The organism is Fodinicola feengrottensis, assembly GCF_010993775.1.
Classification (GTDB): domain Bacteria; phylum Actinomycetota; class Actinomycetes; order Mycobacteriales; family HKI-0501; genus Fodinicola; species Fodinicola feengrottensis.
Genome location: NZ_WOTO01000070.1, coordinates 11,966 through 26,415, shown reverse-complemented (window position 1 = coordinate 26,415; position 14,450 = coordinate 11,966). Strand labels below are relative to the sequence as shown.

Here is a 14,450-nt window from a genome sequence, read left to right as displayed (position 1 = left end):
CGGTCCGGAGCGCGCCGCGCTCACTCGAATCATCACCAAGCTGGAGGCATGAAATGGCGCTCGCCGGAACGGACACCGCGGCTCGTACGGTTCGCGTGCTGGACGAAATAGAGAAGGCGGTCATCGGTAAGCGGTCGGCGCTGGAGCTGATCCTGGTCGGTGTGCTGGCCGGTGGGCACGTGCTGCTGGAGGACCTGCCTGGGCTCGGCAAGACGCTGATCGCGCGATCGTTCGCGGCCGCCTTCGGGCTGAAGTTCACCCGGATCCAGTTCACCCCGGACCTGTTGCCGGCGGACGTGACGGGCGCAACGGTCTACGACCAGAAGCGCGAGGAGTTCACCTTCCACCAGGGGCCGGTCTTCACCAACCTGCTGCTGGCCGACGAGATCAACCGGACGCCTCCTAAGACCCAGTCGGCGCTGCTGGAGGCGATGGGCGAGCGCCAGGTGACGGTTGACGGTCGTACGCACCAGCTGCCCGACCCGTATGTCGTGCTGGCGACCGACAACCCGATCGAGTACGAGGGCACCTACCCGCTGCCCGAGGCCCAGCTCGACCGGTTCTGCATGCGGATCAGCCTTGGTTACCTGCCTGAGGACCAGGAGATCCAGATGCTCCGCCGGCGGCTCGACCGGGGCACTCCGGAGGCGACGGTGAGCACCGTGCTCAGCCGCGAGGAGCTGCTGGAGATGCGGCGGGCTGTGGAGACGGTGAGCGTGCACGAGGACGTGCTGGCGTACGTGGTGAAGCTGGTCAACGCGAGCCGCGAGCACCCGCAGGTGCTGGTCGGCGCCAGCCCGCGCGGTGCCCTGGACCTGGTGCAGCTGTCCCGCGCGCAGGCGCTGGTGTCCGGCCGCGACTTCGTCACCCCGGACGACGTGAAGACGCTGGTGCGGCCCGCGCTGTCGCACCGGATCAGCCTGCGGCCGGAGATGTGGGTGCGCCGGATCAGCTCCGCCGACGTACTGGCCGAACTGGTCGACCGGGTGCCGGCGCCGCGGATGAAGTCACTCGCATGAGTGCGCCCTCCGAGGGCCGCGGCCAGGTGCCGCTGCGCTGGCACGCCTCGCCGGCGTTGCGGACGTTCGCGCTGCTGGCGGTGGTCGCCTTCGGGTTCGCGCTGCTGACGGACAAGGCGTCGTTGATCGTCTTCGCGGCGCCGGCGTTGGGTGCGTTGGCGGCCGCCGGTCGCACCGGCCGACCGGCGAAGGTGCTGTCGATGACGGCGGCGCTTTCGGAGACGCGGTGCTTCGAGCGGGACATCCTCGTGCTGCGGGTGGACGTACGGCTGCCGGCCGCCAGCGCCGACGTGGACGTGCGGCCGGTGCTGCCCTACGGGCTGGTCGTGGACGCCGAGCCGAAGGTGGAAACCCGGCCTGGGCACATCACTTTCGAGTGGGACGTACGCGTCCGATGGGGCACGTACCAGCCGTCCGTGCAGGTCACGTGTGGTGTGCACGCCGGCATGCTGCTAGCTGTCGCGCAGGTCGAGCTGGCAGGTTTGCGGGTCTTCCCACGGCCGACCGAGCTGGCCCGGATGCCGATCCCGGCCGATCTACCGAACCGGGTGGGCCTGCATGTGAGCAGCCGGGCCGGCGCCGGCACCGAGTTCGCCGGCATCCGGACGTACACCAGCGGCGACCAGCTCCGGCAGGTGAACTGGAAGGCCAGCGCCCGGCACGGCCAGTTGCTGGTCAACCAGCGGCTGCCGGACCAGGCCGCCGACGTGGTCGCGATGATCGACGCGTACGCGGACGTGGGGCCGATCGGCACGTCGAGCCTGGACCTGTCCGTGCACGGTGCCAGCGACCTCGCCCAGGCGGCGCTGCGCGCAACGGCGACCGGGCCGGCCTGGTGGTGCTCGGCGGGCTGATCCAGTGGCTGCCCGCCGAGCTCGGCTCGCGGCAGTTCTACCGGATCGTCGAGCTGGTGCTGGACGCCAGGGACGAGGACTTCGACCTGGAGCCGAACCTGGACCGGATCCCGCGCGGCGCGCTGCCGCAACGGGCCGTGGTCATCGTGTTCAGTCCGCTGGTGGACGCCCGTACCGTCGGCGTGCTGCGTGACCTGCGGGCCCGTGGCCGATCAGTGGTGGTGGTCGACGTGCTGAGCGGCGAGCCGGCGGTGAACGCCGGCAGCGAGCAGGCCGACCTGGCGCTGCGGATGTGGCGGATCGAGCGGCGCGGGATCTGGATCCTGCTGGCCGACCTGGGCATCCCGGTGGTCCGCTGGGAGCGCGGGCTCACGCTGGAGGCGGTGCTGGGGCCGATATCGCAACGCCGGATGGCCCGCCGCTCCGGCGCCTTCTCCGGAGTCAGCTCGTGATCGCGGAGGCGTTTTTCGCGCGTCGGCTGCGGTCTTTGCGTCGGCCCGTTCCGGGTGGGCGCACCATGGCGTTCGTGCAGCTTGGCGGCCGGTTTGCTGATGGCCGGCGTGGTGCTTGTTGGCGGCTCGGGTGCCTCGCTGGCGTTTGGTGCGGCAGCCGGTTTGGTGTCGCTGGCGGTCCTCCGGTGGCCGGTGGCGCCCTGCCTGGTCGCCGTCGTGCTTGCCGTGGCGGGCCTTGGCTACGGCTCGGTCACCGGCTGGCTGGCGATCGTGGTGGCCGCCGCGGCGGGCCTGCTGGCGGTGGGGTTCGCGCTGCTCGGAGGCGTACGCAAGGGCAGCCGCCGGTTCCTGCGCAACCGTACGGACGCGGTCACCGGTGCGGTGCTGGCCACCCTGATCTGCGCCGCCGGGGCCGCCATCGACTCCGGGTGGGGCTGGCTCGCGGTGTCCGTGCCGATCTGCCTGGCGGTGGTCTACGTCGTCGCGATCCTGGTCGTACGCCAGCCGATCCGGCCTGACCCGGACGATCCCGACGATCTGATCCGCGGCGGCGGCGGCAGTGCACGGGCACTGATGACCATGTACGGCCACGGTAGGGCGCCCGGAGAGAACTGATTCCTTACGCTCGAAGGGGAGACGAGCGCTTCGTGGTCCGATCCGGCAGCATGGCGGGCATGCCATCTGAAGAGGTTGATGTCGTCGTCATCGGAATGGGACCGGGCGGCGAGTACGTGGCCGCGCAATGCGCCACCGCGGGCCTGACGACAGTCGGGATCGAGTCCCGGCTGGTCGGCGGCGAGTGCCCGTATTTCGGCTGCGTACCGAGCAAAATGATCATCCGGGCGGCCGACTCGCTGGCCGAGGCCGGCCGGGTCCCTCAGCTGGCTGGCAGCTCGACGGTGACGCCGGACTTCACGCCGGTCGCCCGGCGGATCCGGGACGAGGCCACCGACAACTGGAACGACCAGGTCGCGGTCGACCGGTTCACCAAGACCGGCGGCGTCTTCGTCCGCGGCCGGGCCCGGATCACCGGCCCGCACACCGTCGCGGTGGGGGACCGGGAGTTCACCGCGTCCCGGGCCTCGTGATCAACACCGGCACCGACCCGGCGGTGCCGCCGATCGACGGCCTCGCCGGCACGCCGTACTGGACCAACCGGGAGATCCTGCGGGCCGAGCAGCGGCCGGCCTCGCTGTGCGTGATCGGCGGCGGTGCGATCGGGCTGGAGCTGGCGCAGGCGTACGCGCGTTTTGGTACGGACGTGACGGTCATCGAGGTCTCCGACCGGCTGCTGGCGCTGGAGGAACCGGAGTCCAGCGAGCTGATCTCGCGGATCCTGGTGGCCGAGGGCCTGACCGTGCATACCGGCGCGAAGATCGCCCGGGTGTCGTACGACGGTGGCTTCAGCGTCGAGCTGGACGGCGGCATGGTGACCGCGGAGAAGCTGCTGGTCGCCGCCGGTCGCCGGACCGCGTTGGGGGAGCTGGGGGTGGGCGCCCTGGGGCTGGACGAGAGCGCGCGCTTTCTTGAGCCCGATGACCGGATGCGGATCGCTGACGGTGTCTACGCGATCGGCGACATCACCGGCAAGGGCGCTTTCACGCACATGTCGATGTATCAGGCCGCGGTCGCCACCCGGACCGTCCTCGGCCAGGACGGCCCACCGGCCGCCTACCACGCGGTGCCCCGGGTGACCTTCACCGATCCGGAGATCGGCTCCGTCGGGATGACCGAGAAACAGGCCCGCAACGCTGGTTCGCGCGTACGCATTGGCCTGACCCAGCTGCCCAGCTCGGCCCGCGGCTGGATCCACAAGGTCGGCAATGACGGTTTCATCAAGCTGGTGGAGTCCGACGGGATCCTGGTCGGTGCCACCGCGGCCGGGCCGTCCGGCGGGGAAGTGCTGTCCGCGCTCACCGTCGCCGTACACGCACGGCTGTCCACCGAGTCTCTGCGGCACATGATCTACGCCTATCCGACCTTCCACCGCGCCATCGAAGACGCGCTGGGCAAGCTCGCGTGAGCGACCATGTGGAGGTCGAGCGTACGTACGAGGTCGACGACTCTTTCGAGGTGCCGGCACTGTCCGGCCTCGGCCGGGTGGACGGCCCCGCCGAGCGTCTCCTGGACGCCACCTACTACGACACGGTCGATCTCCGACTGCTCGCCGCGAAGGTGACTTTTCGTCGTCGTACCGGCGGAAACGACGACGCCGGCTGGCACGTGAAACTGCCAGCCGGTGTGGACGCGCGCCGCGAGGTTCACCGGGACCTGAGCGACGACATCCCGCCGGACCTGGTGGCTCTGGTCCGCGAGGTCTCCGGTGGTGCCGCGTTGGCTCCCGCTGCCCGGATTTCCACCCGGCGGTTGGTGCTCACCCTGGTCGGGGACCAGCCACTGGCCGAACTCTGCGATGACCATGTCACGGCCCAGGTGCTGCTGCCCGGCCATGAAAGCTCCGAGGGCTGGCGCGAACTCGAGGTCGAACTCCTGGACGGCAACCGCGCCACCTTCGACACAGTCGAGCGCGTCCTTTTCACCGCCGGCGCCCGCCCCGCCACCATCGGCTCCAAACTGGGCCGCCTCCTTGGTCCGTACCTCCCACCCACTTAGCCCGTTCGCTCGTTTTGGTTGGTCGCCGATTTCGTCGGTGCCGCCTGGTTGGCTCGAATTCGGGGGCACCATTTTTCGGTGCTTGCACAATCGGATTCCGATTGCGTCAACAGTGTTCAGGAATGCCGGCGAATTTTGCCGCCCCCGAATTCGAGCCAATCAGGTGGTGGCGACATTTTCGGCGCGTACGAGCCGAACCTGGCAGTGAACGGGCTGTCGGGGGTACGCGCCGAAAATGTCGGCGGTGGCCGGCAGGCTCGAGTTCGGGGGAGCCTCAGTGTGGGGCCAGTGGTGTTGAGGTGACTGGTGTTGAGAGTGTGGCGCCGAGGTGGTTGAGTGCCGTACAAACTCGACCCTCGGCCGGCTGGAACGCGCGGTATCCGACTGGAAGCGCGGTATCCGACGGTGCGTGTCGAGATGGCGGCCGGATGGTTACCTTCGTGTTTTGGGATGTTGATCTTGGTTAGTTGGCCCGTACGAAAAGAACATTTCGGACCGATGCCCGTTTTGGGTAGGCAAACTAACCAAGATCAACCTCTCCGTTGTGAATGCGCGTCACTCCAGCACTTGCAGCCCCACAAACCTCAGGACCCACAAAAAAAAATTGGCTACGCGCGCGCCTCTGACCCACCCCCCACCCGATCACTGGGTGGGGGCTACTCAATCAAGTAACTGCGACAGTTTCGCGCAGTAGCGGGTACTTCGGTGGAACTCGGGAGCAATCAGAGCCGCCGTCTGATGCCAGAGTGGACACTGCGACAGATGTGACAACCGTCTCGCCGAAGCGCCCAAACGGACCAGGACCAGCGGAGATGTCCAAGTGGCGGGTGTGACATCTGTGTACGGAAGTTGCGCACACCACACCCAGCGCCGCTGCCGAATTCGTGTCACAGGTACGCGTTTGCGGCGGTCAGGGGCCAGATCGCATACGGTGGGGGTGTGAGCGAACCCTTCGGCACCAGGCTCAGGCAGCGATGGACAAGCGCGGGCCGCTTTGCGTCGGGATCGACCCGCACGCGGCGCTGCTCGCGAAGTGGGGGTTGCCGGACAATCCGGTCGGGCTGGCCGCGTTCGCGGATACCGTCATCGACGCCATCGGTGACCTGGTGCCGGTGGTGAAACCGCAGTCGGCGTTCTTCGAGCGGCACGGCAGCGCCGGCATCGCGGTGCTGGAGCGGCTGATCGGGGTTGGCCAGCCAGGCCGGCGCGTTGGTGCTGCTCGACGTGAAGCGCGGCGACATTGGGTCCACTGCCGCCGGATATGCCGACGCCTACCTGCGCGACGGTTCGTCGCTGGCCGCGGACGCCATCACGGTCAGCCCGTTCCTCGGCGTCGGATCGCTCGACCCGGTGTTCGACACCGCGCTGGAGTACGGGCGGGGGGTCTTCGTGCTCGCGCTCACATCCAACCCGGAGGCCCCGTCGGTGCAGCACGCGCGTACGCCGGACGGCCGGACGGTCGCCCAGGCCGTGCTGGACGACCTGGCCGTACGCAACGCCGGCGCCACCCCGCTCGGCTCCATCGGCGCGGTGGTCGGTGCCACCATCGGCCAGACTGGACACGACCTGACCCGGCTGAACGGGCCGTTCCTGGCCCCGGGTATCGGTGCTCAGGGCGGCACTCCGGAAGGGCTGCGGGCGGTCTTCGGTGACGCTCTCAGCGCTGTCCTGCCGGCGGTCAGCCGGGAGGTGCTGGCGGCCGGTCCGAGTCCGGAAGCGCTGCGTAAGGCCACCGAAGAGCATCTCCAGCGGTGTGTCGCGGCGGTGACACGCGGGTGATAGCTGTAACCGCACGTACCAGTTTTGACCACCGACTTACGTACCCCGCGTTGCCGGGGGCGGCGGGCGCTCGCTAGGTTCAGCGAATCGCCAGACCGTGTACCACCAAATCTGCCCATCGACGACATTGACCGAGGTGAAAGAGTGGCGCTCCCGTCACTGAGCCCAGAACAGCGCGCGGCGGCTCTGGAAAAGGCCGCTGTGGCACGCAAGGCCCGGGCTGAGCTGAAAGACAAGCTCAAGCACGGCCAGACCACGCTCGCTGATGTGCTCAAGGCAGCCGACACCGATGAGATTGTCGGCAAGATGAAGGTCGCGGCGGTGCTCGAGGCGCTGCCCGGCATCGGCAAGATCCGGGCCGTGCAGATCATGGAACGGTTCAAGATCGCCAGCAGCCGCCGGTTGCGGGGGCTGGGCGACAACCAGCGACGTGCCCTGCTGGACGAGTTCGGCTCGCCCGGCCAGTAAGTGTCGACGGTGACCACGGACGATCTGACCAAACGAGGCCGGCTGACTGTTCTGTCCGGTCCCTCCGGGGTCGGCAAGAGCACCGTGATCGCCACTATGCGCCGCGTGCATCCGGATGTGTGGCTGTCGGTGTCGGCGACGACCCGACACCCACGTCCGGGTGAACGCGACGGCGTGCACTACCACTTCGTCAACCGTGACCAGTTCATGGCCATGGTCGACGCGAACATGTTGTTGGAGTGGGCCGAGTATGCCGGCAACTTGTACGGGACCCCACGTGAGCCGGTGGAACGCCGGCTTTCGCAGGGAAAATCCGCGTTGCTGGAGATCGACCTGTTCGGCGCCCGGCAGGTCCGAGTGGCCGAGCCGCAAGCCCTGCTGGTCTTCCTCGCCCCGCCGTCGCGCGAACATCTGTTCGAGCGGTTGTCCGGCCGGGGCACCGAGGACCAGGAGACGGTACGGCGCAGATTCGAGCTCGCGGAGGTCGAGCTGGCCGCTGTGGGTGAGTTCGATGTCGTACTGGTTAACGACACTGTGCAACACGCGTGCGACGAGTTGGTACTATTGCTCGAGTCATCCACCATTTCCCACAGTTGACTGAGGCTGATCTGCGTGTCCGGCACTGTCGCCGCCCCTGAAGGCATCACCAATCCCCCCATCGACGAGCTTCTGGAGAAGACCAGCTCCAAGTACGCGCTGGTCATCTACGCCGCCAAGCCAAGCGCGCGCGCCAGATCAATGCGTACTATTCGCAGCTCGGCGAGGGCCTGCTGGAATACGTAGGACCGCTGGTGGAGACCAGCCCGCAGGAGAAGCCGCTGTCGATCTCGCTCCGGGAGATCAACGCGAACCTGCTGACTCACGAGGTTGTCGAGTCCTAAAGATCATGTGTCGCGGGGCGTGTCGGTGAGCACCATGCCGGCACGCCGCGTTGTTTTGGGGGTCGGCGGCGGCATCGCCGCATACAAGGCTGCCGAGCTGCTCCGCCGCCTCACCGAGTCCGGCCTGTCCGTACGGGTGATCCCGACCGCGAGCGCGCTGAAATTCGTCGGTGAGCCCACCTGGGCCGCCCTTTCCGGCCAGCCGGTGGCGACCGACGTGTGGACCGACGTGCACGAGGTCCCGCACGTGCGGCTGGGCCGCGAAGCCGATCTTGTGGTGGTCGCACCGGCCACCGCTGACCTGCTCGCGAAAGCCGCGTACGGCCGAGCCGACGACCTGACCTGCTGACTTCCACTCTGTTGACCGCGACCTGTCCGTCCGTCATCTTCGCGCCGGCCATGCACACCGAGATGTGGCTGCATCCGGCCACCGCGCACAACGTCGCGACTCTGCGATCCCGCGGCGCGCTCGTCATCGAGCCGGCGGTCGGCCGGCTGACCGGCGCCGATACCGGACAGGGCCGGTTGCCCGATCCCGACGACATCGCCGCGATCGCCTTCGCGACCCTCGAACGCGGCACCGCTGCCGCCGACCTCACCGGCCTGCGAGTCGTCGTTTCCGCTGGCGGTACGCGTGAGCCGCTGGATCCGGTTCGGTTCCTCGGCAACCGCTCGTCCGGCCGGCAGGGCTACGCACTCGCTCGTACGGCCGCCGCCCGCGGCGCCCACGTCACCCTGGTCACCGCAAACTCCGGCCTGCCGGACCCGACCGGGGTCATCGTCGTACGGGTCGGGACCACTGCAGAGCTGCGGGACGCGATGCTGGCGGCCACCCGCGACCCGGCCGGACGCGGACGCGGTGGTGATGGCTGCGGCACCGGCCGACTTCCGGCCGGTCGGCACCAGCTCGTACAAGATCAAGAAGGCCGACGACGGCTCCGCGCCGACGATCGTGCTGGCGCAGAACCCGGACATCCTGCACGAGCTGGCCGCCACTCGCGGCAAGCCCGGTCAGGTGGTCGTCGGCTTCGCCGCCGAAACCGGCGACGCCGACCGGTCGGTCCTGGAGCTGGGTCGCGCGAAGCTGGCCCGCAAGGGCTGTGACTTGCTGGCGGTCAACTACGTTGGTGAGGGCGGCGCCTTCGAAGGCACCGAAAACTCCGCCGTGGTGCTCGGCTCGGACGGCTCGTCGACCGAGGTTCCGCGCGGTTCCAAGGAAAAGCTGGCGAACGTCCTCTGGGACCTGGTCCTGCCGCGGATCAAACGCGAAGGATGACCGGCAACTCGAAAGCGGTCACGGTCGGCGGGTCGTCGTACTTTTCGACTTCTACCAGGCAGGTCTGGGCCGTCGAGCCCTGAGACAGCCGGGACGTTCCCTTGTCGAGGGTGACGACGTTGGGGTTGCCGTGTTTGTCCAGGCTGCCGGGCACGCCCGGCTCGGCCGGGTCATACCATGCGCCGGTCGCGATCTGGACGACTCCGGTCATCAGCGTAGTGCAGATCCGTACGCCGGCGAGGAAAGCGCCTCGGTCGTTGAAGACTCGTACGACATCGCCGTCGACGAGACCACGGTCGTTGGCGTCCTCGACACTGAGCTGAATCGGCTCCCGGTCCCGGATTTTGGTCTGCCTGCTCAGCGAGGCGTGGTCGAGCTGGCTGTGCAGTCGGGTCGCTGGCTGGTGGGACAGCAGATGCAAGGGAAATCGCCGCGCGAGCGGGCCACCGAGCCACTCGGCCGGTTCCAGCCAGGCCGGGTGCGCGGGACAGTCGGGGTAGCCAAATGACCGGATCTTTTCGCTGACCAGCTCGATCCGGCCCGACGGCGTCTTGAGGGCAGCTCCCGCTCTGAAGTCCGCGAACAGGGTTGTTGGCCCTTCGTCGGCTGGAAACTCGTACTTGTCACTGGCCCAGAAGGTGTCGAAGTCCGGTGGGTCGAAGCCGGCTTCGAGCGCCTGCTTCCGCGCGCCGTCGTACATATGCCGCAGCCAGCCCATTTCGTCGCGGTTCTGGTGGTATTCGGCACCGAATCCCAGCCGGTCGGCCAGCTCGGAGAAGATGTCGAAGTCGTTGCGAGCCTGCTGAAACGGCGGCACGACCTGGTGCATCGCGATCCAGAACCGGCTGAGCTCCGCGGCGCCGATGTCGTTGCGTTCCATCGTGGTGGTCGCGGGCAGCACGATGTCGGCGTGTTTGGCCGGTGGGGTCCAGAAAGGCTCGTGCACGATGACGGTCGCGGGCCGCTGCCAGGCACCCAGAAAGCGGTTCAGGTTGGTGTTGTGGTGAAAAACGGTTTCCCGCCCGCTGAGTAGATCAACTCGATGTCGGGAAAGGTGATGACGCGACCGTTGTGCTCAATTTCTTCGCCAGGGTGCAAAAGCAGGTCGGTGACCCGAGCCACCGGCACGGTGGCCTTCACCGGATTGCTGTCCAGCGGCAGTTTCGGCCGCGGGATGCCGGTCGTACGCGGCAACGCGATGCCGCTGACGGCGCCGAGGCCGAGGCTGAAACCGCCGCCGGGCAGGCCAATCTGGCCGAGGACCGCGGCCAGCGCCACCGTCATCCAGACCGGCTGTTCGCCGTGATCGGCACGCTGGACCGCCCAGGCTGTGTTGACCAGTGTCCTCGTCGAGGCCATTTGGCGGGCCAGGTCGATGATCGTTTCTTCGGGTACGCCGGTGATCCTGGATGCCCAGCTGGCATCATGACCGAGCAGATAACGCTCGAATTCCGGAAAGCCTTCGCAGTGTTCGTGCAGAAATTCGAGGTCGTGCCGACGCTCGGACACCAAGGTGTGGGCCAGTCCGATCATCAATGCCGTATCTGTGTTCGGTCGGATCGGGATCCACCGCGGGGCGACCGTCTCGACGACATCGTGTTGGTACGGGCTGATGCAGACCACGTCGACGCCGGCCGCGCGAGTTTTTTTGGCGTACCAGTCCGGATTCTCGTGGTTGACCGCGCCGCCCGAGTCTATTTGCGCGTTCTTGAGCGGCGCGCCGCCGAACATCACCAGCAGCTTGGTGTGCTCGACGACCTCCGGCCACGGCACCACCAGGTTGCTGATGTCCGACCGGCCCACGACATAGGGCATGATTCCGGCCGCCGCACCGAAACTGTGGTTACCGGTCTTGTCGACATACCCGCCGAAATGAGCCAGGAAACGCTTGAGCACGCTGGGGGAGTGGTGCAACCGGCCGGCGCTGGCCCAGCCGTACGAGCCGCCGTAAATCGACTCGTTTCCGTGCTTTTCGCGGGTTTCCAGTAATGCGGTGGCGACGAGATCGAGTGCCTCTTCCCAACTGATCGGCACGTACGCATCGGCGCCACGCCGGCCGGTCGATCGCAAATAGCCTTCTCGCACGTACGGCTGGTCTATCCGCAACCGGCCGTGCACGGTCTCGGGCAAGCTGGCCTGGATAGGCGATGGATGCGGGTCGTACGAGACGCCGTCGACTCCTCGAATTTCATGCGTCGCGCGGTCGGTTTCCACCGAGTAGACGCCCCAATGGGAGGCGGTCTGGATGTGTTCGGTCATGCGCCGATCGCTCGCAATGTCAGCTGATGCAGCTGCTCACGCTCGTTGCCGTTCAAGTGGGCCAAAAATTCGTCGGTGGCACGGTCGACAACATCTTTGCCGCGCTGCAGCTGATCTTTGCCGGCGGCGGTGATGGAAAGGATGCGCCGGCGCCGATCGCTCGGGTCAGGCGCTCGCCGTACCAGGCCGGCCGTCTCGACCTCATCCAGCATTTTCACCAGATCACTTCGATCCATCGTGAGATGGTCGGCGAGCTCTCGCTGCGACAGCTCGCCGAGCTCGGTCAGGCAATACAGTGCGAAATGTGTCCGCCACGACAGCCCCTCCTGGTCGAACGCGCCGCTGACCGTGGCCCGGGCGATCCGGCCCAGCCGGACGGTCGCGAACATCGGCATCCCCAGCAGCGGATTGTCCATAACCGCACGCTACCGCATTCGTGGGCATCCCCATAGTGGGACTTCCCATGAAGTGATCGACAACAAACGCCTACTCGCCGCCGAGAAACCCGGTCTTTCGGCGCAGACCCGGCCCGCGACCATCGTGCCGGCCACTTGAACGCGCGCTTATCTCGCGCGCGCGTCTACTTACGTAATGAAAACCCGCCACCCGCCCCCCACCCTTCTGAAAGGGCGGGGGCTCAAAATTTCACGACGGTACGACAGTTTCGCGCCGCACCCCGCGGCGCGCCATGTCGCGACACGCCAACGGTGTCAGCCGCTGAGGCCGGGGCGGCCGTCTTCGAGGCGGCCGGTCAGCCGGCGGGTGAAGTGTGTGTGTCCGTCGGAGCGGTGATCTCCACGTCGTACCAGCCGTGCGAGGTCGGCCAGCTGACCAGTCGGGCTTGGCCGGGAGCGAGGGCGAGTTGCTGTTTGTGCGAGCCGTAGCCGCGGGCGGTCAGCGCCAGCGCGAGGGTTCGCTTGCCGGTGTTGTGCAGAGTGATTTGCAGGTCCATCCGGCCGGCCGCGGGCAGGATCCGGACCGCGATCGGGTGCGCGGCACCGGTGGTGGAGCCGGCCGCGTCGGCCCAGAAGCGGTTCGGGCCCTGGATCGTCAGTTGGTACGGGCCGACCGCGCCGACCGGCCGCACGGTCCGGTCGCGTACGTCCACGTGTTGCGGCGGGGTGGGCGTCGGCGCGTACGAATAGATGGCGAAGTGGGTCGTACGGCTGCCGTAGTTGCCCAACTCCACGGTCAGCCCGCCGGCGGCCGGTTCGATCGCCACCGTCGGGTGATACGGCAGCGGCCGGGCCGGCCGGTTGCCCGGCTCCTGGTCGGGCAGCGCCTGGGTGGCCGGCGGCTGCGGGTGCCAGCGGGTGATCGGCGCCGGAATGCCGCCCGGATGGGTGAGTTTTGCTGGCCTGCCGCTGTTCCGGAAGTCGAAAGCCGAGGTCAGGTCGCCGGCCACGGTCCGCCGCCACGGGCTGATGTTCGGCTCGGAGACACCGGTCCAGCGTTCCAGAAAACGCAGCACGGATGTGTGGTCGAAGGTCTCGGAGTTGACGAAACCACCAATCGACCACGGCGAGATCACTGTCATCGGTACGCGGAAGCCGAGCCCGATGGGCCGGCCGTTGTAGTAGTCGTCGCTGTTGCCGCTCACCGGTGCTGGCGGAACAGGCGGCGGCACGTGGTCGAAGTAGCCGTCGTTTTCGTCGAAGTTCAGGAAAATCGCGGTCCGCGACCAGGTGTCCACATCGGACGCGACGGCGTCCAGCACGTCGTAGATCAGGTTGGCGCTGCCGACCGGTGTGGACGAGCCCGGATGCTCGGCGAGCACCGCGGAGGGCACCAGCCAGGAAACCGTGGGCAGCTTCTTGGCCTTGATGTCGGCCCGCAGTCGCGGTACGAGACTGTTCGTTTCGCTGCGATACAAGGCTTTGTCGTAAAGGCTGCGTTCGGCGGCGGTCAGCACGGTGAGTCCGTTGGTCAGCGCAGCCGCTAGGGCCTTCTGTTTGTCCACGCTGAAAGTCAGTAGCTCGTCGTAGAAGGCGTTGATGCTCGGATACTTCAGGCCGGCCGCCGCCAGCACCTTGTCCGCGATGTTCTTGAAAGCCAGGAAGAACTCGAGCGGGTTGTCGGTAAAGTTGTCGAATTCCTGATAGACCCGCCAACTCACACCGGCCGCCTCCAGCCGCTCCGGGTAGGTCGACCAGGAATAGCCTTTGTGGTCGTAGTCGTACGCGTCGTTCTCGACCGCGCGTCGGATCCCGTCCGGTTCGTAGCCGACCTTGCCCGACCACAGGTAGTTGCGGTTCGGGTTGGTGGGACCGAAAAGCGAGCAGTGGTAGGCGTCGCAGACCGTGAAGGTGTCGGCCAGCTCGTACTGCAGGGCGATGTCCTGGCGCTCGTAATACGTCATGGTGGCGGCCGTCTTGGCGGCGATCCAGCCGTTGTTCCAGCCGCCCGACCAGGCCACTCCGCCGCCGGCCCAGCCGTGGTCGAGCGAGCCGAGATACTGGATGTCGGTGTCCGGCCGGCCTTCCCGCTCGGCCTCGCGGCGCAGCGAGAACGGCAGCACCGGGTCGCGGCCGGCGGCCGGCTGCTGGAAGGCGCTCTGCCCGCCGGGCAGCGCCAGCGGATGCCGGTCGGCGAAGCCGCGTACGCCCCGAAGCCGCCCGAAGTAGTGGTCGAAAGACCGGTTCTCCTGCATGAGAACGATCACGTGGTCGATCGCCCGCAGGCCACCGGGCTGCATCGGCGCCGCCATCGCCGCGTGGACGGACGGCGGTAGCAGCGACCCGAGGGCACCGGCCCCGGCCGCCGCCGCGGACATGCCCAGGAGGCGCCGCCGGGACACCCCAAAACTCCGAACGCTCGCTCATGAGACGCATCAAAGCAACGCTTAGCCG

Annotated in this window: 13 protein-coding genes and 3 pseudogenes; 12 read left to right on the top strand and 4 right to left on the bottom strand. The window is 67.7% G+C overall.

Annotation, left to right across the window (positions count from 1 at the left end):
• Positions 1-53 precede the first annotated feature (53 nt).
• The 12 genes and pseudogenes from GNX96_RS41845 (at position 54) to coaBC (ending at position 9,342) form a co-directional block, all read left to right on the top strand.
• Positions 54-1,019 carry an AAA family ATPase gene (locus GNX96_RS41845; RefSeq protein ID WP_163573124.1) on the top strand — a complete coding sequence of 322 codons (966 nt, stop codon included), beginning with the start codon at positions 54-56 and terminating at the stop codon, positions 1,017-1,019.
• On the top strand, positions 1,016-1,873 hold the full coding sequence (locus GNX96_RS41840; RefSeq protein ID WP_163573123.1) for a DUF58 domain-containing protein: 858 nt from the start codon (positions 1,016-1,018) through the stop codon (positions 1,871-1,873). Before GNX96_RS41845 ends, GNX96_RS41840 begins: the two co-directional genes overlap by 4 nt.
• Complete coding sequence (locus GNX96_RS41835; RefSeq protein ID WP_279582914.1) at positions 1,855-2,325, top strand: DUF58 domain-containing protein; 471 nt, start codon at positions 1,855-1,857, stop codon at positions 2,323-2,325. Before GNX96_RS41840 ends, GNX96_RS41835 begins: the two co-directional genes overlap by 19 nt.
• Positions 2,326-2,406: 81 nt before the next feature.
• A complete protein-coding gene (locus GNX96_RS41830; RefSeq protein WP_163573121.1) occupies positions 2,407-2,940 on the top strand; it encodes a hypothetical protein in 534 nt (177 codons plus the stop codon).
• Positions 2,941-2,999: 59 nt separating this feature from the next.
• On the top strand, positions 3,000-3,413 hold the full coding sequence (locus GNX96_RS59265; protein WP_279582913.1) for an FAD-dependent oxidoreductase: 414 nt from the start codon (positions 3,000-3,002) through the stop codon (positions 3,411-3,413).
• A complete protein-coding gene (locus tag GNX96_RS41825) occupies positions 3,410-4,348 on the top strand; it encodes a dihydrolipoyl dehydrogenase family protein (protein WP_279582912.1) in 939 nt (312 codons plus the stop codon). The genes GNX96_RS59265 and GNX96_RS41825 overlap by 4 nt, the downstream gene beginning before the upstream one ends.
• On the top strand, positions 4,345-4,938 hold the full coding sequence (locus GNX96_RS41820) for a CYTH domain-containing protein (RefSeq protein WP_163573120.1): 594 nt from the start codon (positions 4,345-4,347) through the stop codon (positions 4,936-4,938). Before GNX96_RS41825 ends, GNX96_RS41820 begins: the two co-directional genes overlap by 4 nt.
• A gap of 974 nt (positions 4,939-5,912) precedes the next feature.
• Positions 5,913-6,717, top strand: a pseudogene (gene pyrF / locus GNX96_RS41815) (orotidine-5'-phosphate decarboxylase).
• A 144-nt stretch (positions 6,718-6,861) separates the two neighbouring features.
• Positions 6,862-7,185, top strand: coding sequence for an integration host factor, actinobacterial type (mihF, locus tag GNX96_RS41810; RefSeq protein ID WP_163573119.1), 324 nt, complete (start codon positions 6,862-6,864; stop codon positions 7,183-7,185).
• Between the two features lie 9 nt (positions 7,186-7,194).
• Entirely contained in the window at positions 7,195-7,782 is a 588-nt protein-coding gene (gene gmk, locus GNX96_RS41805) for a guanylate kinase (RefSeq protein WP_279582911.1), read from the top strand.
• Between the two features lie 15 nt (positions 7,783-7,797).
• Positions 7,798-8,066 (top strand): annotated as a pseudogene (gene rpoZ / locus GNX96_RS41800) (DNA-directed RNA polymerase subunit omega).
• A gap of 34 nt (positions 8,067-8,100) precedes the next feature.
• A pseudogene (coaBC, locus tag GNX96_RS41795) lies at positions 8,101-9,342 on the top strand (bifunctional phosphopantothenoylcysteine decarboxylase/phosphopantothenate--cysteine ligase CoaBC).
• Here coaBC and GNX96_RS59260 read toward each other — a convergent pair.
• The 4 genes from GNX96_RS59260 to GNX96_RS41780 all read right to left on the bottom strand — a co-directional run bounded on the left by GNX96_RS59260 (position 9,326) and on the right by GNX96_RS41780 (position 14,398).
• Complete coding sequence (locus tag GNX96_RS59260) at positions 9,326-10,291, bottom strand: molybdopterin dinucleotide binding domain-containing protein (RefSeq protein WP_279582930.1); 966 nt, start codon at positions 10,289-10,291, stop codon at positions 9,326-9,328. The pseudogene coaBC and the gene GNX96_RS59260 overlap by 17 nt on opposite strands.
• Before the next feature lie 38 nt (positions 10,292-10,329).
• Positions 10,330-11,601, bottom strand: a complete 1,272-nt coding sequence (locus GNX96_RS59255) for a molybdopterin-dependent oxidoreductase (RefSeq protein WP_279582910.1) — start codon at positions 11,599-11,601, stop codon at positions 10,330-10,332.
• A complete protein-coding gene (locus GNX96_RS41785) occupies positions 11,598-12,017 on the bottom strand; it encodes a MarR family winged helix-turn-helix transcriptional regulator (protein WP_163573117.1) in 420 nt (139 codons plus the stop codon). Before GNX96_RS41785 ends, GNX96_RS59255 begins: the two co-directional genes overlap by 4 nt.
• A 335-nt stretch (positions 12,018-12,352) precedes the next feature.
• Positions 12,353-14,398 (bottom strand): phosphocholine-specific phospholipase C, encoded by a 2,046-nt coding sequence (locus GNX96_RS41780; protein WP_279582909.1) that lies wholly within the window; start codon positions 14,396-14,398, stop codon positions 12,353-12,355.
• Positions 14,399-14,450: the final 52 nt, after the last annotated feature.

Coding starts and splice junctions, on each gene's coding strand:
- GNX96_RS41845 (WP_163573124.1), top strand. CDS start 54: ATGGCGCTCGCCGGAACGGACACCGCGGCTCGTACGGTTCGCGTGCTG.
- GNX96_RS41840 (WP_163573123.1), top strand. CDS start 1,016: ATGAGTGCGCCCTCCGAGGGCCGCGGCCAGGTGCCGCTGCGCTGGCAC.
- GNX96_RS59265 (WP_279582913.1), top strand. CDS start 3,000: ATGCCATCTGAAGAGGTTGATGTCGTCGTCATCGGAATGGGACCGGGC.
- GNX96_RS59255 (WP_279582910.1), bottom strand. CDS start 11,601: ATGACCGAACACATCCAGACCGCCTCCCATTGGGGCGTCTACTCGGTG.
- GNX96_RS41785 (WP_163573117.1), bottom strand. CDS start 12,017: ATGGACAATCCGCTGCTGGGGATGCCGATGTTCGCGACCGTCCGGCTG.